This window comes from Sphingomonas sp. Leaf21 (assembly GCF_916858675.1).
In the GTDB taxonomy this organism is placed as follows: Bacteria; Pseudomonadota; Alphaproteobacteria; order Sphingomonadales; family Sphingomonadaceae; genus Sphingomonas.
In genome coordinates, this window is sequence record NZ_CAKASM010000015.1 from 28730 (window position 1) to 49624 (window position 20895).

Consider the following 20895-nt stretch of genomic DNA (forward strand, 5'->3'; position numbering starts at 1 on the left):
ACAAACCACTCCCAATATATCTGTTTTTATTACCGTTATCACGAACCGGCGGTCTGTCCAGCGAGCGATCGAAAACAATCGATCCCATGCCATGGACAGCATCGGATTAGTCGGACAAGATACCCGAAAACAAGCATCGAGAGGGACGGAATGCCACGTGCGATCAAAGTGATGTTGGCCAGCGGCGCGGCGTTGATAGGACTGGGCGCCCCCATGGTCGCCCTGTCGCAGACCGCCGCCCCCGACCCTCTCGCCCCGACCGGCCGATGGAGCGCCAACCAGCAGGGGCAGGCAAACCTGCCACCCATGGGCTGGAACAGCTGGAACGCGTTCAACAGCGATGTCGACGAGGAAAAGCTGATGGCCTCGGCCAAGCTCATCGTCGACCGGGGGCTGCGGGATGCGGGCTATCGCTACATCAACATCGATGACGGCTGGTGGCTTCGCCGTCGCCAGCCCGATGGCCGCCTGGTCATCCGGGCCGACAAGTTTCCATCCGCCGCCGCCGGGCCGAACCAGCAGACCAGCTTCCGCCCGCTGACCGACCGGCTCCACGGCATGGGGTTCAAGGCGGGCATCTATTCCGACATCGGCCGGAATAGCTGCGGCCAGGTCTACACCCCCAATTTCGCCAACCAGCCCGAGGGAACGATCGCCGAGCGCGAGGTAGGGCTCTACGGCCATATCGATCAGGATATCGCGCTGTATTTCCGCGAATGGGGGTTCGACTATATCAAGGTCGACGGCTGCGGAATTCGCGGGCTGGGCAAGGACAGCGACCACGTCCGCAAGGGCGATTACCGCGAACTGGCCCCCTTGATCGACATGAACTCGCTCGCCCGGACGGATATCCCGGCAGTGCGGGCATTGTACGATCAGGTTGCGACCGCGCTTCGCCGGGAAAACCCCGATGGCGACTATATCTTCTCGCTCTGCCTGTGGGGCTCGGCCGACGTCCGCAGCTGGGGCAAGCAGATCGGCAACGTCTCGCGCACCAGCGACGACATCACCGCGCATTGGTCGCGTATGCTCACCAATTTCGACACCAGCGCGAACCGCGCGCTCTACGCCCATCCGCATAGCTGGAACGACCCGGACATGCTGTTCGTCGGGTCGGGCGATTTCGATGCGAACCATATGATTGAGGCCCGCTCGCACTTCGCGCTATGGGCGATGATGAACGCGCCTCTGCTCATCGGCTTCGACCTGCGCAAGGCCAATGCCGAACAGATCGCGCTGCTCGGCAACCGGGCGATCATCGCGCTCAACCAGGATCCGGCGGGGCATCAGGCGACCTCCGCCTATCTTTCCGACGACGTGCAAATCTTCGTCAAGACGCTGGCCAATGGCGACAAGGCCGTGGCGATCCTCAACCGGACCGCCGCGCCGGTGAGCCCCGTGCTGACCGCCGACCACCTGAAGATGCGCGCCGACCGCCCGCTCGCCCTGACCGATCTGTGGACCGGGCAGAAGAGCAGCTTCTCGGGAGAGACCAAGCTGTCGCTCGCGCCGCATCAGACGCTGATCTACCGGGTGTCGGGCGCGCATCGGCTGACGCGCGGCCATTATCTGTCCGAGACGCCGGGCGACGTGAACCCCGCCGCGGACGGCGTCCGCACGCCCGAAGGCGATCCGACCATCCATCACGAACTCAGCCCCTGGGGCGGCAGCAAGGGACCGGGCGACTTCCCGCAATATGGCGGCTGGGGCGGTGCGCAGGCGGACCGAACTCCGTTCGGACGCCCGCTGCGCATGGCGGGCAAGGGCTATGACACCGGGCTTGGCGTCCTGGCCAATTCGCGACTGGAGGTGCGCAATCCCGGACAGGCCCGCTTCGCCGCCACGATCGGTGTCGACGACTCCGCCACCGCACGAACCGGACGCGTGGTGTTCGAGGTGTATGGCGACGGCAAGCTCATCACCCGCTCGCGCCCCATGGCACCGAACGACGCGCCCGCGACGATCGACGCGGATGTGCGCGGCCGCAAGCTGATCGAACTCGTCGCCCGGAGCGATAGCGCTCCCGATGCGCCGCTGCCGGTCGTATGGGGCGATGCCCGCCTGCTCGACTGATCCGTCGACAGCCCGATTTATGGCATGATCGCATGACCTTGCCGTTTCACGGCGACCATGCGACTGTCCGCGCAAAGGACAAGGGAGAGGGTGATGAAACCCAAGCATATGGGGCCGATGCTGACTCGTCGTCAGCAACTGGCCGGACTGGCGGGCGGCCTCGTGATGGGAGCGCTCCCTTCGGCTGTTTGGGCTGCGGGGCCCGATACGCCGCTGCGCGATCTGGCGGCGCAGAAGGGCATAGTGTTCGGCACCGCGATCAATGCGGGTCGCGGCTCGCCGATCAACGACCCGGCCTATGCCGCGATCGTCACGCGCGAATGCAGCGTGCTGGTCCCCGAGAACGAGATGAAGGTCTATGTTCTGGGCAACGATCCCGAGCATCTGAACTTCGCGCCAGCCGACCGGATCGCCGCCTTCGCGCGTACCAACCGGATGAAGCTGCGCGGCCATACGCTGCTGTGGAATTACGACAAATACATCTCCCCCGCGCTCGCCGAAACGGTCCGGAGCACCGGGGCCGAGAAATGGCTGCGCGCCTATATCGCGCGGGTCGCGGGGCATTTCGGCGACCAGATCTATAGCTGGGACGTGGTCAACGAGACGATCGACCCCAAGACCGGGCAGGTCCGCGGCACGGTGTTCGACCAGTCGCTAGGCTTCGACGTCTTCAAGATCGCCTATGAGGCCGCCCGCGAACATGCGCCGCACGCGCAGCGCACCTATAACGACTATATGTCGTGGGAGAGCGGCAACGAGACCCACCGGACCGGCGTGCTTCGCCTGCTCGAGCGGTTCCGCAAGGAGAACGTCCCCGTCGACGCGCTCGGCATCCAGAGCCATCTCGGCAATGACGGCAGCCATTCGAAGAGCCAGCACGCCGAATGGAAACGCTTCCTCGATGAGGTCACCGGCATGGGCTATCGCCTGCTGATCACCGAATTCGACATCAACGACCGCGAGATGCCCAGGGACATCGCCCAGCGTGACAGCCAGGTGGCGGCGGTCGCCAAAGGCTATCTCGACCTGATGCTCGCCTATCCGCAGCTCGACCAATTGCTGTGCTGGGGCCTGTGGGACAAGCATAGCTGGCTCAACGGTTTCGCCCCGCGCGCCGATCGCCTGCCGCAGCGTCCCCTCCCCTATGACGACGCGCTCCAGCCCAAGCCGCTGCGTACCGCGATCGCCGACGCGCTCCGCGCCGCCCCCGTCCGAAAAGGTATCGCATGATCCGCTCCCTGACCGCCCGCGCCCCCGCGCTCGCCCCCGCACTCGCACTCGCCCTCTCGGTCGCGGGGGCCGCCTCGGCGCAGACCGCGACGTTCGATCGCTTCACCTATGATGGTCGCTCGATCGAACAGGTTCGCCCCAAGGCGGGGGAATATCTGAACCCGATCATTTCCGGCTATTATCCCGATCCGTCGGTGACGCGGGTCGGCAAGGACTATTACCTCGTCAATTCGTCCTTCGCCCATTATCCGGGGCTGCCGATCTTCCACTCGACCGACCTCGTCCACTGGACCCAGATCGGCAATGCCATCGACCGGCCGAGCCAGCTCGATTTCACCGGCCGCTCGGTGTCGGAGGCGGTGTTCGCGCCCGACATTACCTATCACGACGGCACCTTCTACATCGTCAACACCTGCGTGGAGTGCCGGGGCAACTTCGTCATCACCGCCAAGAACCCGGCGGGGCCCTGGTCGGATCCGATCTGGCTGCCCTTCGAGGGGATCGATCCGTCCATCTATTGGGAGGGTGATCGTGCCTATATCGTCAACAACCGCGCCCCCGCCGAGCCGCCGCGCTATGACGGGCATCGTGCCATCTGGGTGCAGGAATATGACTGGCGCGCGGGCAAGATGGTCGGCGAGAGCACGCAGCTGATCGACGGCGGCGTCGACCCATCCAAGAACCCCGTCTGGATCGAGGGGCCACACATCTTCAAGAAGGATGGCTGGTACTATCTGACCGCCGCCGAGGGCGGGACCAGCGTCAACCATTCGCAGGTCGTACTCCGGTCGAAGTCGCTGCGTGGCCCCTATGTCCCGTTCGCGGGCAATCCGATCCTGACCCAGCGCGACCTCGACCCCAGGCGTCCCCATCCGATCAGCGCGGCGGGCCATGCCGAACTGGTCCAGACGCAAAATGGCGACTGGTGGGCGACCTTTCTGGCGACGCGGCCCTATGCCGAGGATTACTATAATATCGGTCGCGAGACGTTCCTGCTGCCGGTGACGTGGAAGGACGGCTGGCCGATCATCCTGGACAAGGGCAAGACCGTCCCCTGGACGCACGCCAGGCCCAACCTGCCCGCCTCTCGCCCGCCAAAGCTGCCGACCAGCGGCGACTTCGGCTATACGGACGAATTCGACGGCACGAAGCTGGCGATGCAGTGGATCGGCGTCCGGACGCCCAAGGCGCCCTTCTACACGGTGGCGAACGGCGCGTTGACGCTGAAGGGCGGCGATCCGCTCGGCGACCGACGCGGCGTACCGGGCTTTGTCGGTCGGCGGCAACAACATGCGATCGCCGATGTCTCGACCACGCTGCGCTACGCCCCTGGCAAGGACGGTGCCCGCGCCGGTCTGGTCGCGATGCAGAACGACTACGCCTATCTGTTCTTCGGCCTGACCCGGATCGACGGACAGCCGCGCATCGCGCTGTTTAAGCGCGAGGGCAAGAACACGCGCGACGAGACGGCGGCGGAGACGCTGGTCGCCTCGGCTCCCTTCAGCGCCAAGGGCCCGGTCACGCTGACCATCCACGCCAGGGGCGGCGAGATGGCGTTCGATTACCAGGCCGGTGGCAAGACGATGACGCTGAAGACCGGCCTCGACGTCCGCTTCCTCAGCACCGAACGCGCGGGCGGCTTCGTCGGCACGGTGATCGGCCCCTATGTCTACGAGGTGAAGTGATGCGCCGCGCCCTATCGCTCGGCGTCATCGCGATGGCGCTCGGCGGCGTGTCCGCGGTGGCGGCAGCGCAGGTGTGGCAGTCGGATCGCGGCGACGGCACCTATGCCAATCCGCCACTCTATGCCGATTATCCCGATCCCGACATCATCCGGGTCGGGCAGGATTTCTACTTCATCACGACGACCTTCGCCAACGTGCCCGGCCTGACCATCATGACCTCGCGCGATCTGGTCAACTGGCGCTTCGTCGGCCATGTCATCGACCGGCTGGAGGGTCTGCCCGAATATGACCTGAAGAATGGCGGCGCCTATCGCAAGGGCATCTTCGCGCCCAGCCTTCGCTATCACGACGGCGTCTTCTACATCGCGGTCACACCGGTGGGCGAGAAGACGCGCATCTATCGGTCGCGCGACATTCGCGGTCCATGGGCGATGAACCGACTCAGCGAGGCGGCGTTCGACCCCGGCCTGTTCATCGACAAGGACGGCAGCGCCTATGTCATGACCTCGGTCGGGTCGGACGGCACGACCACGCTGCTCAGCCTCAGCCGCGACCTGCGCACCGTCACCGACAAGCGCGTCGTCTATTTCAACAAGGGGGCCGAGGGGTCCAAGATCGTCCGGCGGGGCGACTATTACTACATGTTCAATGCCATTCCTCGGCGGCTCGGCATGACGGTGTCGCGCGCCCGGAGCCTGTTCGGACCGTGGGAGACACGCGACCAGATCGACGACAAGACCGGCGGCCATCAGGGCGCGATCGTCGATCTGCCGGACGGCACCGACTATGGCTTCGTGATGACCGATGCGGGCGCGATCGGGCGGATGACCAATATCAGCCCGGTCTTCTGGAAGGACGGCTGGCCGGTCTGGGGCACGCCCGACGCGCCCGGCCGCGTGCCCGCCACCGCGCCCAAGCCGATCGGGGGGCAGACTGTCGCCATCCTCCCCGCCTCCGACGATTTCGCCAGGCCCGCGCTGGGGCTGCAATGGCAATGGAACCACAACCCGCTGCCCGATCACTGGTCGCTGACCCAGCGACCGGGCTATCTCCGCCTCCGCGCTACCCAGGCCCCGGCACTATGGAGCGCGCGCAATACGCTGTTGCAGAAGGGGCAAGGCCCGTTCGGTCGCGGCGTGGTTGCGCTGGACGCCTCGCACATCGTCGCGGGTGACCAGTGCGGCTTCGGCACGTTCGGCAAGTATAGCGGCCACATCGCGGTCGGCCGTGGACGCGACGGGCGGCTGACGCTGACCATGCGGATGATCGAGGACGTCGCCGCGGACAAGGGCACCACGCAGAAGACCGACATCCGCGTCGACGCGCAGCCGGTTGGCGGCAACCGCCTGTTCCTGCGTACCGATATGGATTTTCGGACCGACAGGGCGAGCGTGGCCTATAGCGTGGACGGCCGCGACTGGCGGACGCTGGGCGGGGATTTCCCGCTGGCCTTCGACTGGCGGACGGGGACATTCCAGGGCCAGCAATTCGCTCTGTTCTGCTACAATCCGGGGGCCAGGGGCGGGTGGATGGATGTGGACAGCTTCACGCTGACGGGGCGCTGAGCGGGGGCCACGCCCCCAACGCGCCTCAAATCGTCGGCAAGCCCCGCTCGACGATCTTGCGGATCAGGTCACGGTGACGCGGCAGTCCGGCGAGCAGCCGCCCGGTCTGCACGTCGTTCTCCCGCCGCGCCCGCTCCGCCGCGATCCTTTCGGCGACCAGGCTGCCCGGCGTAACCTCCGTCCGCTGGCCCATGCCGTAGAGGACATATTGATAGCTGGCCGAGGGGAAGACCTCCTCCACCCGATCGAACTCGTCATGCATCCACGGCGCCTGGAAACGCCACAGGGTCATCAATTCCTGCAGCCGGTCGGGCATCGTCGCGGGACGGCAATTGTCGCGCCAGAAGTCGGTATCGGTCCGCTGGGTCAGCGAATAATGCAGCTTCAGGAAATCCACGATCCGGCCCCAGCGATAAAGGGTGGTGTCGTTGAACCGCCGTGCGACCGTGTCCATCACCTCGCGACAGGCGGGCATCTGCTCGGCGATCAGCTTGGCCGACAGCTCGATCAGCACGATGGCCGACGCCTCGAGCGGCTCGAGGAACCCCGCCGCCAGCCCGACCGCGACGCAGTTGCGTTCCCAGAAGCGCGTCCGATGCCCGGCGCGGATCTTCAACTCGCGGACAGGCAGGTCCCGGCCCGCGTCGCCCAGATAGGCGCGAAGTTCCCGCTCGGCCTCGTCACGTCCGATATGGCTGCTGGAGAAGACATGGCCGACACCGCGCCGCGTCGGCAGGCCGATATCCCAGATCCAGCCCGACGACTGCGCGGTCGAAATGGTGTGTGAGGCGATCGGCGCATCGGGGTCGTCATAGGGCACCTGGATGGCCAGTGCCGTGTCGCAGAACAGCACGTCGTTCAGCGGCTTGAACGACACCCCCATCGCCTCGCCCAGCAACAGAGAGCGGAAGCCGGTGCAGTCGACGAACAGGTCGCCCGCCACCTCACCCGCCTGCGCGGTCCTGACCGCGCGAATGTCGCCGTTCTCGGTGAGCAGCACCTCTTCGACATCGGCGAGGATGTGCCGGACGCCGAGCTGCTCCGTGCAATGGCGGCGAAGAAAGTCGGCAAACTTGCCCGCGTCAAGATGATAGGCATAGTTCGCCAGCGCCTCATATTCGGGCGTCGCGATCGTCTTGGGCGCAAGCCCTGCGTCGCAGATCCGGCCCTGCGGCGTGACCGCATCGCAGAAACTGGCTTCTCCCTCAGCCGCCAGCCAGTGCGGCGCCAGGTTCACCTGCCCAAAGCTCTGCGGCAGCATCAGGGGATGGTAATAGCCGTCATCGGCCGCGCCGGTGGTCCAGCGATTGAACCGCGCGCCCTGTTTGAACGACGCGTCGCACTGGCGGAAGAATTCGGTTTCCGACACGCCCATCTTGCGCAGCGTCGTGCGCAGCGTCGGCCAGGTCCCCTCGCCCACGCCGATGATCGGGACATTGGGGGACTCGACCAGCGTGACGGTGAAGCCATGCGGTCGCCGCCCCTGATGCCGCGCGGCGATGACGCCCGCGGTCAACCAGCCAGCGGTGCCGCCGCCGACGATCACGATATTCTGAACGGGCTGAACCATGGTATCGGAAGGTCCAAGAAACGGCGGGGATGTCAAGCCGAAGCCCGACATCCCCACCAGTGGCTATCGTCAGAAGCGATAGCGGGCGCCGAGGGTAAAGCGCCGACCGTAATCGAACACGTCGAGCAGCTGGTTCTTGAACCGGCCATGCGTGCTCTGCTTGTTCTTGTTGATGTTCAACGCTTCGCCGAAGATCGAGAAGTTCTTCGTGACGTCGTAGCTGCTGGTCAGATCGATCTGGAAGCTCTGGTTCACGAAGGTCGGCTCCGCGCCATAGGAACCGGTATTCTGGTTCTGGCCGAAGCCCGCCAGATATTCGTCACGCCAGTTGAGCGCGGTGCGGAACTGGAAGCCGTTCTTGTCATAGAAGCCGACGAAGTTCGCCGAGTTCGCAAGGCCGGTCACCGCGAAGCCGCTCTGGCCGACGATCTTCGGGTCATAGGGCTTGTTGGTGTTGACGAAGGTGCCGTTGGCCTGGAAGCCGAAGCCGCTGTCGCCGAACACCTGCTGCCACGCGATTTCCACGCCGCGCACCGTGGCGTCGGGACCGTTGACCTGCGCCGTGATGGCGAAGACCGCCGGGTTGCCCGTGGTCGGATCGATCACGCCGCCGACCGTCTGGTTGGTCACGCCGCCGACGATGAAGTTGCTGACGTTCTTCAGGAAGAAGTCGACCGCCAGATACGAGTTGCGCTGGTAATACCATTCCGCCGCCACGTCGAAGTTGGACGCGAGATAGGGCTTCAGGTTGGGGTTGCCGCCGCTGCCCGACAGCGCACCGACGCGCTGGCCGTTGCCGATGCCGACGACGGGGTTGAGCAGGTTGAGACCCGGCCGGGTCAGTGTGCGCGACGCGTCGAAGCGAAGCTGCAGATTGTCGGTCACTTCCAGTCGCAGGTCGACCGACGGCAGCACATAGGTGTAGCTGCTGCGGTTCGCGATCGGCTGAACGTCGGTGAAGGCGATCGACAGCAGCGTCGGATCGGCGGCGCTGCGGGTGATGACCGTGGGCGCGCGGCCCTGGCCGATCGACAGCAGGCGCGTATTCTCCGTGCGCACGCCGAAGGCGGCATGGAGCGGCATGTTGCCGATCTGCCCTTCCATCGCGCCGCTGAAGAACAGCGACAGCGTCTTTTCGTTGACCGACAGGATGCTGCCCGGATCGACCGCCTCGGTGAACTGGCCGGTGAAGCCGTTGACGCCACCATTATAGTTGAAGCCGGGGACGTTCTGCGCCTGCGGATTGCCCAAGCTGGTCAGATAGGCCTGATAGGCGGCCGGGCTGTAGATCAGGACCGAGGGCGGCAGGCTGCCCTGGAAACCGGGGATGAAGTTGTTGAGGCTGATCGACCCCTGATACAGGCTCGACGGCAGCGGCGATACGCCCGAACCCTGGCCCGAGGGGCCGCCATAACCGGCATAGGCCTGCCAGAAATTGTTGGTGAAGGTGCTGCGGTTCAGCAGGTTGAAGGTATCGTCGGTATACTGGCCGCCCGCCTTCAGGGTGATGCCATCCTCCTTCCAGGTGACGACGCCGCGGAATTGCTTCAGCTCGTCGGTGTTCTTCTGGGTCTGGACCACGGTGACGTGCGAACCGATGACCGACGGATCGGCCCAGGCCGCGCCGTTACCGGCGGGACCGAAGTTGCTGATCGTCGGGAACGCCTTGTTGCTGTCTGCGGTGACGTTGAAGCCCAGATTGGTGCCCAGCGCGCCGCCATAGCCGATGTCGCCGTTGCTGCTGCCGATCGTGCCGCCCGGATTCAGCCAGCTCTTCGAATAGGCGCCATCCGCCTCGACCGTCAGCTTTTCGGTGACGTCCCACTTGACGTTCAGGCCGGTCTGGTTGGTCTGCAGGATCTGCTTGTTCATCGCCGAGGTGAAGTCGGTCGGCGACCCCGCCTGGGTAAAGCTGACCGCCGTACCATTGGCGTCCTGCTTGACGTTGCGCAGCGAATCCTGGCTGAACCACACGCCGAAGCCGTAGATGTCGGTCGAAATCGTCTGGCGCGAGAAGTTGTTGTCCAGCGTGACCATCAGGTTGTTGGACGGATGCCATTGCAGCGCGACGCGGCCGTCGACGCGTTCGTCGGTGGTCCTCTGCTGCTCGGCGCCATATTGCTGCGGGAACCAGCCGGTCAGGGTGCGCTGCTGGCTGGGATCCGCGTTCGTATTGGTCGTCGGAGCGCAGGTCGCGGCGGTGCTGCCGGTCAACTGGCACGGCGCGAAGTTGCCGCCCGGCCAACCCGACACGTAGACGCGGTTGGTATCGGTATCACGGCGGGTATAGATAAAGCTCGACAGGATACCCAGCGTGTCGTTGGCGAAGGTATCGCTGACCAGCGCGCCGAGCGTCGGGACGACCTTGCCCGCGCGGTCCTGCAGCGAGCCCGACGCACTGGTGGCGACGCGGAAGCCGGGATGGTCGAAGGGCTTGGGGAACTGGATATCGATCGTCGCGCCGATCGAGCTCGATGCCAGCGTCACGTCGGGGGTCTTCAGGACGCTGAGCTGACCGATGAAGTCCGAGCCGACGGTGCTGAAGTCGATCTGGCGGCCGCCGGTCGCGGTCGAGATGCGGCGACCGTCATATAGCGTCGTGTTGAAGTCGCCGCCAAAGCCGCGAACGGTGATGCCGGTCGGCTCACCACGCGCGCCGGAGCGCTGGATCGACACGCCGGGCAGCCGCTGCAACGACGCCGCCACGTTGGAATCGGGAAACTTGCCAATGTCTTCGGCGGAAATCGCGTCGACGACGCCGGTCGCGGTCCGCTTGATGTCGAGGTTGCGCTGGAGCGAGCTGCGCAGGCCGGTGACGATGATGTCGCCCTCGCTGGCCTCGCCCGAGGGGGACGGCGCATTGTTCTGCGCGCTGGGGGCGGTCGCCTGATCCTGCGGCGTTCCGGCATCCTGGGCGGTGGTGGTGTTGGCCTGGACCGGGGTATCCGGCCGGACGGCACCCGGCGCCGCCGTCTGGGCAAAGGCCGTACCCGGCGCGATCAGCGCCAGGGCCATGAGCGGCGATACGCCGGTCATCAGGCCACGACGCGAAACGAGCGCGCCGACAAAGCTAGTGCGAGACACCATCTTCCCCTCTCCTTAGGTCTTATGTCCCTGTCCGATCGGCATTGTCCCTGCCGTACCGCACATTCGATAGCCGGATGTTAGCGTTATAATGGAAATGAGACAAGTCATTTGTCAGAGCGTTCGGAAGTCGATAGTCCGCGGCTTGACGCAGGGCTCCGGGAGACGGACAAACCGGGGCCCCGTCACCGGGACGCGCTACTCGTCGTGGCCGGAGGGGATGTAGAAGGACCGAATCGCCATGGCCGAAATGGAATTGCTCGACAGTGCGCGTCACGGAACGCTGCGCGTCTCGACCACGCCCGATGCGAGCCGTCACTTCGTGCAACTCGTCGTCGACGAATTCCTGTCGGCCGCGCTCCATTACCCGATCCTGTTCGCCCGCCATCCGGAGACGGGCGATCTGTATCCGGGTGCGTTGATGGGTCTGGTGCCTGACGAGAATCTCTGCCTGGCGGCGGACGGTTCGCTGGCGGGCTATCGCCCATCTGATCTGGAGCGGCAGGCCTTCTACGTCTCGGGCGAGAATATCGCGATCGATCCCGATCATCCCGCGCTGGCGACGGGACGGGGAGACCCGGTGTTCGAATCGGACGGCGGCGCCGCGCCCGCGCTTCGCCGCGTACAGGCTGCGCTGCGCCGCCTGCATGTCGGGCTCCCGGAAACCGAGGCCTTCATCCGGCGGGTGGAAGCGCTCCAGCTGGTCGAACCGATCGACCTGAATTTCGAGTTCGACAATGGCGAAAGCCTGCGCCTCGATTCGCTTTACACGATCAGCCTCGACGCGCTGCACGCCTTGCCCGACGACGCGGTTCTGGCGCTGTTCCGATCCGGGGACATGCAGCTCCTCTACGCGCTGACCGGGTCGGTGCGGCATATCCCCTTCCTCGCGCGTCGCCGCAACGACCGGTTGAGCGGGCTGACGCGGTGAGCCGGGCGGCGGTCGAGATCGACGCCGCGCGGATCGATGGCCCGGAGGCGTTCCGACGCCTGGTCGTCGACCCCTGTCGTCCGGTCGTGCTGAGGGGCGCGGTTCGCGACTGGCCGCTGGCGCGGGTGGCCGCGGCGGGCGGGTCGGCGCTCGGCGAATATCTCGCGCGATTCGATGCGGGGCGCGTGGTCGAGGCGTTCGTGGGCGATGCCGCGATCGCCGGCCGCTACACCTATAGCGACGATCTGTCGGGCTTCAATTTCCGCCGGGAGACGATGCGGTTGACACAGGCTGTCGCGCGGATCGTCGATGATCGGCCTGGGGATGAGACGCTCTATATCGGCTCGCTCCCGATACCGCTCGTCCTGCCCGGACTGGCGGAGGAACTGCCGCTGGCCTTCGCCCCGCCGGGCGCGGCGCCGCGCATCTGGATCGGCCATGCGTCGACCGTCGCCTGCCACTATGACATGATGGACAATCTCGCCTGCGTGGTGGCGGGGCGGCGTCGTTTCACCCTCTATCCGCCCGATGCGATCGGCGATCTGTATGTCGGACCGATCGACCACAACATGGCGGGGCAACCGGTGGCGCTTGCGGCCGAAGCCGAACCGGACGACCCGAACTTTCCCCGGTTCGAACGGGCGCGCGACCGCGCGATCGAGATCGAACTGGCGGCGGGCGACGCGCTCTACATGCCCAAGCTCTGGTGGCACCGGGTCGAGGCGAGCGGCGCGCTCAACATCCTCGTCAATTACTGGTGGGATGCCTTTCCGGTCGGAGCGGATCAGCCCTTCGCCACGCTGCTGCTCGCGATGAGCGCGATCGCCGACCGGCCCGAGGCGGAACGCGCGGCCTGGCGCGCGTGGTTCGATCACTATGTCTTCCGCCCCGACGGCCACCCCCTCGCGCATCTGCCCGAGGATCGGCACGGCGTGTTGGCGACGAGCGCGGAGAATCGCGGCATCCTGCGCGCGCACGCTATGCGGATGCTGCGCGGGAGTTGATATCCCTTGCTCCGCCCCTCGCAGAAGGACGAGGAAACGAGCCTCAATCGAGCGTAAGGCCCTCCACGACCACCTCCGGATCGACCAGCCACAGCGTGATCCGGTGCGTTCCGGGCGAAAGCGATGGCAATCGCGTCGTGGCAGTGCGATGGTTCTCGATCACCGCGCGGTCCCACTTCGCCTCGGTCTCCCCCGCCATCAGGTTCAGCGTCACCGGCGCGGCGCCGTCGACCGACACCGCGATACGGTGCTTCCCGCCGCCGCGCACGTCGAGACCGGGGGCCGCCACCACGCCCAGCGTCGCCGGACCGCCGCGATCCCATTTCACGCTATAGTCGATATGCGGACTGTCCCCGCCCGGCCGTGCGATCACCGGTGCGGACGAAGGGTTGGCGACCATCGCCGCCCCATCCGCCGTGAAGCCGTCCACACGCTGCCACCGGATGCCCCGCCCGTCGACCGCGCGCCCCGCATCCGCCGCCAGCCGCAGCCGGGGCGCGGGGGTCGACGGTGGCAATGGCAGCGACTTCGCGACGCTCGCCAGCGCGGGCATGACATCGCTGCCGGGCTGCTGCCAGCCGGTATAGCCGATATGCGTCTGCGCCATCATGCTCGTCCACTTGCCGTTCGCCGTCTCCACTTCGTAGCGGCGGCGAATCCGTGCATCCTCGGCAAAGAATCCCCGCGCGGCAGCGGCGAAGCGCCCGGCCGCCGCGCCATCCCCGGCCTGGGCGGCGGCACGATTGGCGGCGACCGCCTGATACAGACGATGCAGGTTGGTCATCGCCTCCACCCGGTGAAGCACGAGTTCGTAATAGGCGTCGCGCTGGTTCGCGGGCAGCCGTCCGCCCACACGCCGCGCCGCCGCGTCGAGCGCATTCCATTCGCCCAGCACCCGCGCCCATTCCCCGCCTTTCAGGTCATAGGTTGTGGCATCGATCAGCTCGGGCTTGCGTCGGCTGGCGAGGTGGCCATAGCGGGTCAAGAGCGCGCCGATCTCCGCACCGTGCGCCGGACCGAACTGCCGCGTCGCCCAGCGCGCGGGATAGGCCTGCATCGCGGCCAGATCCATCCGCGCCGGGTTCCACGCCATGTCGAGGAAGAAGCTGATCGGATATTCCATCGGCTTCAGGTCGCCGACATTGACGATCCACAGCCGGTCCGCGCCGAACTGGTCGGCCATGCGCATCTGTTGCCAGACACGGGGAATCGCGTTCGTATCCAGCCACTTGTAGTTGCGCGGGCCGCCGACATAGTCGAAATGGTAATAGACCCCCGCCCCGCCCGCGCGATGCTCGCCCAGCGGGGGCAGGCGGCGAATATTGCCCCAATTGTCGTCGGCGAACAACAGGGTCACGTCGTCGGGAACGCGCATCCCCTTGTCGTAATAGTCCTGCACTTCCTTGTAGAGCGCCCAGACTTGCGGCGTCTCGGCGGCGGGGCGCCGGGTCACGTCGGCGATGATACCGCGCTGGTCGCGGACGATGCGCTCGAGCAGGTCGGTCGCGGTGCCCTCGGTCATCGGCTCGTCGCCGTCGCCGCGCATGCCGATCGTCACCGGATCCTCGGCCTTGCCGCGCCGTTCGATCCCCTTGCGCCAGAAGGCACGCAGCACCTCGGCGTTCTTCGTATAGTCCCATGGCCCGCGCCCCTCGCGCTTCCAGTCGGCCTGGGCACGCTGCATCGGTTCGTGGTGCGACGTGCCGAGCAACACCCCCATCTCCTGCGCCAGCGGTGCGGACGCCGGGTCGTCTTCCCATAGCGATTTGCCCCACATGGCGGGCCAGATGAAATTGGCCTTTGACCGCAACAGCAGCGAGAAGACCTTCTCGTAAGCGAGGTGGTTCACCCCGCCGAATTTGGCGCGTGCCCAGCCACCGAAGGCCGGTTCCTCGTCATTGATGAAGATGCCGCGATATTTGACCACCGGGTGATCGGCGACACGCCCCGCCGTCAGGTACAGCGTCGGGTGCCGCTGCACCGGCACGTCCGCCCACCACGTCCAGGGGCTGACCCCCGCCTTCGCGCTGAGGTCGTACAGCCCGAAGATCGTGCCCCGCCGGTCGGACCCGGCGATGACCAGCGCGCGATCGACGCCCGGCACGGGGTTGTCGACAATCTGCTCGACATAGCCCTCCCATTGACCCGCAAGCCCCGTCACGTCGAGCTTGCCCGCCCTGACCAGCCGATCGATCAATTCGCTGTGCCCCAGCGTCCCGGCGATAACGCTGGCCCCGCCGGTCGTCTGGTCGCCGAGCCGGACCTCGCCGCCGCTCACCGCCTTCAGGTCCGCAACCACGTCGCGCGCGGCGCGCCCCACCCCCGGCTCGTCGCCAGCGTCGATCACGACCGTCGTGGTCCGCCCCGGCGCCAGCAGTGCCAGGCTTCCCGCCATCGCCCGCTCGCACGCCGCGACCGGTCCCGCGCAATCCGGCGCGGCCCAGGCGACACCCGGCAACAGCGCCGTCAGCGCGACGGACAGCAACAGGTGGCGCATCGTCTCTCTCCTTATCCCGGTGGCCTTTCGGACGGCCCCGGCTTTGTCGTTGGCCAATGGCTTCGTTATCGCTACCATCCGCGGATGCCGCAAGCGCGGAAGACGATAGGGAGAGGAAGGACATGACGATGTCGCGCGCCACATGCCGGGCGACCGCCCGGCTTACCGGGATGATCGCGCTCGGCCTGTCGCTCGCGGCGGCGGCTCCGTCGCGCGAGGCGCGCTGGACACCCGCCTGGGGCGCGTCTCAGATGCGGCTCGACGGGCCCAATGCGGAAAAGGTCGCCAAGGCGGGCGCCGCGACCATCCGACAGATCGTCCATCTCACCGCCGACGGCGCCACCATTCGCCTGCGGCTGTCCAACCTGACGGGCCAAACGCCGCTGAACATTGGCGCCGTCACGATCGGCATGGCCCAGCCCGGAATATCCGCCGTCACCGCGCTCCAGCCGGTCCTGTTCGCGGGCGAGCGCGACGCGGTCGTCCCGCCCGGCGCGGAGATCTTCTCGGACCCCATCGCCCTGCCCGTCGCGCGTGGTCGCGATGTGGCGGTCAGCCTCTATTTCCCGCAAGCCTTCACCGCGCCGACCGGTCATTCGGGCGCGCGTTCGACCACCTTCCTGGTGTCGGGCGATGCCACCGACCGCGCCGCCCTGCCCGACGCGCAGAAGATCGGCGGATGGTGGGGCCTGTCCGATATCGAGGTGCGCGATGCGGCGCAGACCGCGACGATCGTGACGATCGGCGACTCGATCACCGACGGCTATGGCATCGTCGACGACAGCAACACGCGCTGGCCCGACGAACTGGCGAAGCGCCTGGCCGCCGCTCCGGCAACGCGCGGCTATTCGGTGGTCAATGCCGGGATCGGCGGCAACCGCGTCCTGCTGGACGGCCTCGGCCCCAGCCTGATGACGCGGTTCGATCGCGACGTGGTCGCGCGACCGGGGGTCACCCACGCGCTATTGCTGGAGGGGGTCAACGACCTCGGCGTCCTGACCCGCGAGCAGCCCGTCGATGCCGCCACCCATCGGGCGATCGTGCGGCAGATCACCTTCGCCTACCGCCAGCTTGCCGAGCGGGCGCACGAACATGGCATCCGCCTGATCGTCGGGACGATCACGCCGTTCCAGGGCAATGGCTATTATCATCCCGGCCCGGAGACCGAAGCGGACCGTCAGGCGATCAACCGCTTCATCCGCACCTCGGGGCTGTTCGACGGCGTGGTCGACTTCGACAAGGCGCTCGCCGATCCGGCACAGCCCGCGCGGCTGCTTCCCGCCTATGACAGCGGCGATCATCTCCACCCCAGCGCGGCGGGTTACCGCGTCATGGCCGCAGCCGTGCCGCTGGCGCTGTTCGGTCGGGCGCCGCAGCGCCGCTGATCAGAACGCCGCGTCCAGCCCGATCCGGAACGTCCGGGGGCGGAGCGGGGTCACCTGATCCCGCCCGGTCGTAAACGGCGTGCCCAGCGCGAAGCGGTTGCCCCGCACATCGGCGAGGTTGGTGATGCCCGCCGTCACACCGTAAGCCCCCAGCCCCAGCCGCGCGGTGAGCCCGCTGTCGAGATAGCTGCCCTGCAACTCGCCGAGCACCGGCCCCACCCCCAGACGCGACGAACCGACATAGCGCAGCCAGCCATCGACGCGCAGGTCGCGCCCGCCGCCCAGGGGTCGCTGGAACACCGCACCGACGCGCCCGGTGACGCGGGCGATGTTGGGGATCTGGCTCAATCGCGCCAGGATCACCGCGCGATCGACGACCTGTCCGGCGGTCAGCGCGACGATCTGAGCATTCGACGGCTCGTCGATATGGCTGTCATTGTACGATATCGCGCCCTCCACCCGCAGCCCCGGCACGATGCGAAAGCCCGCGAGCGCCTCGATCGTCCAAAGCTTGCCGTCGCCGATATTGGCGGTACTGGGCAGGCCGCTCGCATCGATGAAATCGGCCTGGATATCGCGCCAGGAGGTGTGCGCCAGCGTCAGCGAGGCGTCGACCCGGTCACGGCCCGGCTGTCCGGTGCGCAGCCCCGCCTCGATCGTCGCGACCCGGTCGTTGCGGAAGCGGCGGAACAGCGGCCCCTCGATGGTGAGCCCGCCGGGCCGGAATCCCTGCTGATAGCGGAAGAACAATTGGGCGCCCGCCGTCAGGTCGACGAGCGCGGATGCGGAGGGGAGCAATATGGTCTGCGCCCGGCTGGCGCTGACCTCGCGCAGCATCGCCAGCGTCGGCACCGACAACGCCTCGGGCAGATCCTCGCCCGCGCCGTCGAGCACCGACCGGGTGACGCGCAGCCCGCCGGTGGTCAGCAACCCAGGCAGCAGCCTCAGGCTCGCCTCGCCGTAAAGCGTCGCCTCCTCCACCGTGTTGACCACGCCGGTTCGCGGCAGCAACCGGTCGGGCTCGCCGAACAGGCGGGTCAGGCGGGTCCGGTTGTGGACATAGCTGAACCCCGCCAGCCATCCCGATCCGTCGGGCGCGGAATGCCAGGCGCGGGTCTCGTTTGCCTGCATCCGGGTCGCGTTGGCCTGCGCGAAGAGCTGCACCGGGCCGCCCGGCGGGGTCGCGTCGTACCGCTCCATCAGGTCGTGCGCGGTGATCCCGCTGCTCGATCGGAAGCGGACCTCGCCGATCCGACCCGACAGGATGAACTGCGCCTGCCCGAAATCGGCCGAGAAGCCCTCGGTCACCGGCGCCGAGCGGGTCAGCGGCGGGCCATCGCGATCGGCATATTGGCTGTCGTCGCCCCGAATGCGCTGACCGATGCCGATCGCCTCGACGCTCCAACCGCCGCCCAGATCGGCGCGGATCGCCGCGCGACCGCCGGTGATGCGGGTGCGGTTGACATCGGTGCGGCCGAGCAGCGGCTTGTCGATATAGCCGCCCTCGCTGGCGCTGTCCGCGACCAGCCGCACCGCCAGGCGATCGGCGATCAGCGGCAGGTTGAGCACCGCCTGCCCGTCCACGCCGGGCGCGCCGTGGGTCGTCGCCGATCCGCCCAGCATCGCCGATCCGCCGATATGGCTCGGATCGGGCGCGTTGGGCACCAGCCGGATCAGCCCACCCAGCGACCCCGCGCCGTAGAGCGTGCCCTGCGGCCCCTCCAGCACCTCGACCGCCGCCAGGTCGGCCAGCCGAAGGTCGGGATCGGGCGCGTTGTAGCTGAGCCGCAGGTCGCCGAAATATTGCCCGACCGTGGCCTGGGTCGGCCCGGTGAAGCTGGAATCGGCGATGCCCCGGATGAACAGCTTGTTGCGCCCCGCCCCCAGATAGGTGGACGCGACCGCCGTCATCCGGTCGGCGAGCTTGGAGGTGCCGCCCGCACCGCCCAGCTCGAGATCGCTTCCCGCCACCTGGACCACCTGCCCGGCGAAATGGTCGCGCGTCGTGTCGCGCTTGCTGGCGGTGACGATGACATCGTCGGCGGGGACTTGCGGTGGCGGGGGGGGCGCCCGACGTCGGGCGCTATGCGCGACCGGTGTCGAACGGCGTGGGACCAGTCGCCAGCTTCGCGGGCCGAGTTGCTGGACCTGCGCGCCGCTGCTCCGAGCGATGGCGGCGAGCGCCCGCTCGATCGACCACTGACCCCGCAGACGCGGGACGGGCCGATCCCAGAGCCGCGCGTCGGGAACGGTGATATTGGCGCCCGCGAGCCGCCCCAGTGCCATGACCTGTGTACCGACGCTTCCGCCGGGCAGGTCGACGGGGACGCGGTCCGCCGCCATCGCGGGCGCGGGCGCGACGATCAGCACTCCGACGATCCCGCCCCCCGCCAGCCTCACCCGCGCGGTTCCAGCATCCAACCGGTCGCCTGTCGCCGGACGGTGACATCCATCAATGGCCCCAGCAGCCGGGGATCGCGGCGGATCGCATCCAGATCGATCGTCCCGCGAAAGGGCTTGTTCGCAATGGCGGGGGTGACCGCGATCGGCTGGGCCAGGAAGCGGGACACGTCCTCCGCAACATCACCAAGTGGTACGCCGTCGAACGCCAGTCGTCCGTTCCGCCAGTCGCCGACATCGGCGGGCGCGGTGTTCTGACGGATCAACCGGTCCGCACTCGCCACCACCGCCTGCCCGGCATCGAGGCGAAGCGCCGCCCCCTTGGGATCGACCATCACCGCCCCCTCGGCCACCGCGACCCGCGTGCGCGCCTGCCCAATCCGAACGTCGAACACCGTGCCCAGATCGACCAGCGACAGCGTCCCCGCCTGCACGGCGAAGGGATGGCGCGCGTCATGCCGGACGCGGAACAGCGCCTCGCCGCGCGCCAGTACCGCGCGGCGCGGATCGGCGCGGTCCAGTTCGACCCGGCTGTTCCCGGCGAGCAGGATGGTGCTCCCGTCCGCCAGGGGAACGCTGCGCGTCTGGCCCGCCGCCGTCTCGACGGCATAGGGCTGCGCGCGATCGGGCCAGACGGAGATCCCGACCGTCGCGACCAGCGCGGCGGCGACCGCCCCGCCGATCCAGCGTAGCGGACGACGCCTCCTCGTCTCCATCATCGGCAGGGGCACGGGCGTTTCCAGCAGCTCGGGATGCGCGGCCAGTGCCTCCTGCGCGTCGAGCAGGGTCGCGGCCATCCGGTCATATCGCTCCGCATGTGCCGGATCGGCCTCCAGCCAGTCGGTGAAGCCGTCCCAGTCGGCCCGCGCCGGATCGGCCATACGTAGCGCCCAGTCCATGGCGACCGCATCGGCCGCCGAAAGCGCATTGTCGCGTGGCTGGCTCATCCGATCTGTTCCTTGAGCGCGGCGATCGCATGGGCGGCCATGCGAAGATCGCTTTCGACGGTGCTGATACTGACGCCAAGCTCGGCGGCAATCTGTTTCTGCGGCACGCCGTCCAGCCGCGCCCGGCGGAAGACGAGCGCGGGGCGTTCCCCCAGAGCAGCGAGCGTGGCGGCCACCCGCTCGGCGGTCTGCCGCGCTTCGACGGTGCGTTCGGCAACGGGCGGCTCGGGTCCGCCCTGCCCCTCCGCCCAGTCCTGGTCGCGCTGCTCGGCCTGACGGCGCGAACGATAGCGGTCGATCATCAGCATGTCCGCCGCGCGGTAGAGATAGGCCAGCGGATTGGCGATCGGCCCATCGGTCCGCCCCGAAAGCTTGACCCACAGATCCTGGACCAGATCCTCGGCCGCATCGCCAGCCCCGCGCGCCGTCAGGAAGCGCACGAGCTTGTCGCGATTGGCGAGGAAGACGGCCTCGATCCCGGTGGGCGTCATGGTCTGAACCGGACAAAATGGGCGGAAGCCCCG

The 20895-nt window shown here is 67.4% G+C and carries 13 protein-coding genes; 7 read left to right on the forward strand and 6 right to left on the reverse strand.

The genetic code is table 11. From position 1 onward, the window contains the following. Positions 1-150 precede the first annotated feature (150 nt). The 4 genes from LRP66_RS12305 (at position 151) to LRP66_RS12320 (ending at position 6553) form a co-directional block, all read left to right on the forward strand. The gene (locus tag LRP66_RS12305) at positions 151-2073 is read left to right on the forward strand and encodes an NPCBM/NEW2 domain-containing protein (RefSeq protein WP_230482892.1); all 1923 of its coding nucleotides are present in this window, start codon (positions 151-153) and stop codon (positions 2071-2073) included. 93 nt (positions 2074-2166) lie between these two features. Continuing rightward, positions 2167-3303 (forward strand): endo-1,4-beta-xylanase, encoded by a 1137-nt coding sequence (locus tag LRP66_RS12310; RefSeq protein ID WP_230482893.1) that lies wholly within the window; start codon positions 2167-2169, stop codon positions 3301-3303. Next, complete coding sequence (locus LRP66_RS12315; RefSeq protein ID WP_230482894.1) at positions 3300-4988, forward strand: glycoside hydrolase family 43 protein; 1689 nt, start codon at positions 3300-3302, stop codon at positions 4986-4988. Before LRP66_RS12310 ends, LRP66_RS12315 begins: the two co-directional genes overlap by 4 nt. Next, complete coding sequence (locus tag LRP66_RS12320) at positions 4988-6553, forward strand: glycoside hydrolase family 43 protein (protein ID WP_230482895.1); 1566 nt, start codon at positions 4988-4990, stop codon at positions 6551-6553. Before LRP66_RS12315 ends, LRP66_RS12320 begins: the two co-directional genes overlap by 1 nt. Before the next feature lie 25 nt (positions 6554-6578). Here LRP66_RS12320 and LRP66_RS12325 read toward each other — a convergent pair whose 3' ends face one another. After that, on the reverse strand, positions 6579-8123 hold the full coding sequence (locus LRP66_RS12325) for a tryptophan halogenase family protein (protein WP_230482896.1): 1545 nt from the start codon (positions 8121-8123) through the stop codon (positions 6579-6581). Positions 8124-8192: 69 nt separating this feature from the next. After that, positions 8193-11210, reverse strand: a complete 3018-nt coding sequence (locus tag LRP66_RS12330) for a TonB-dependent receptor (RefSeq protein ID WP_230482897.1) — start codon at positions 11208-11210, stop codon at positions 8193-8195. A 238-nt stretch (positions 11211-11448) separates the two neighbouring features. Between LRP66_RS12330 and LRP66_RS12335 the strand changes: the two genes are divergently transcribed. Continuing rightward, positions 11449-12138, forward strand: coding sequence for a SapC family protein (locus LRP66_RS12335; RefSeq protein ID WP_230482898.1), 690 nt, complete (start codon positions 11449-11451; stop codon positions 12136-12138). Continuing rightward, positions 12135-13142: a cupin-like domain-containing protein gene (locus LRP66_RS12340; protein WP_230482899.1), complete on the forward strand. Its 1008-nt coding sequence runs from the start codon at positions 12135-12137 to the stop codon at positions 13140-13142. Before LRP66_RS12335 ends, LRP66_RS12340 begins: the two co-directional genes overlap by 4 nt. 43 nt (positions 13143-13185) lie before the next feature. Here LRP66_RS12340 and LRP66_RS12345 read toward each other — a convergent pair whose 3' ends face one another. Then, a complete protein-coding gene (locus LRP66_RS12345; protein WP_230482900.1) occupies positions 13186-15639 on the reverse strand; it encodes a glycosyl hydrolase 115 family protein in 2454 nt (817 codons plus the stop codon). A 122-nt stretch (positions 15640-15761) separates the two neighbouring features. Here LRP66_RS12345 and LRP66_RS12350 point away from each other — a divergent pair, with 122 nt between their 5' ends. Beyond that, positions 15762-17024, forward strand: coding sequence for an SGNH/GDSL hydrolase family protein (locus LRP66_RS12350; protein WP_230482901.1), 1263 nt, complete (start codon positions 15762-15764; stop codon positions 17022-17024). Here LRP66_RS12350 and LRP66_RS12355 read toward each other — a convergent pair whose 3' ends face one another. The 3 genes from LRP66_RS12355 to LRP66_RS12365 are packed head-to-tail and all read right to left on the reverse strand — an operon-like array spanning position 17025 to position 20862. Beyond that, positions 17025-19445 (reverse strand): TonB-dependent receptor, encoded by a 2421-nt coding sequence (locus LRP66_RS12355; protein WP_230482902.1) that lies wholly within the window; start codon positions 19443-19445, stop codon positions 17025-17027. It lies immediately after the preceding gene. Then, positions 19421-20371 carry a FecR family protein gene (locus tag LRP66_RS12360; protein WP_230482903.1) on the reverse strand — a complete coding sequence of 317 codons (951 nt, stop codon included), beginning with the start codon at positions 20369-20371 and terminating at the stop codon, positions 19421-19423. Before LRP66_RS12360 ends, LRP66_RS12355 begins: the two co-directional genes overlap by 25 nt. After that, positions 20368-20862 (reverse strand): RNA polymerase sigma factor, encoded by a 495-nt coding sequence (locus LRP66_RS12365; protein WP_230482904.1) that lies wholly within the window; start codon positions 20860-20862, stop codon positions 20368-20370. Before LRP66_RS12365 ends, LRP66_RS12360 begins: the two co-directional genes overlap by 4 nt. Positions 20863-20895 lie beyond the last annotated feature (33 nt).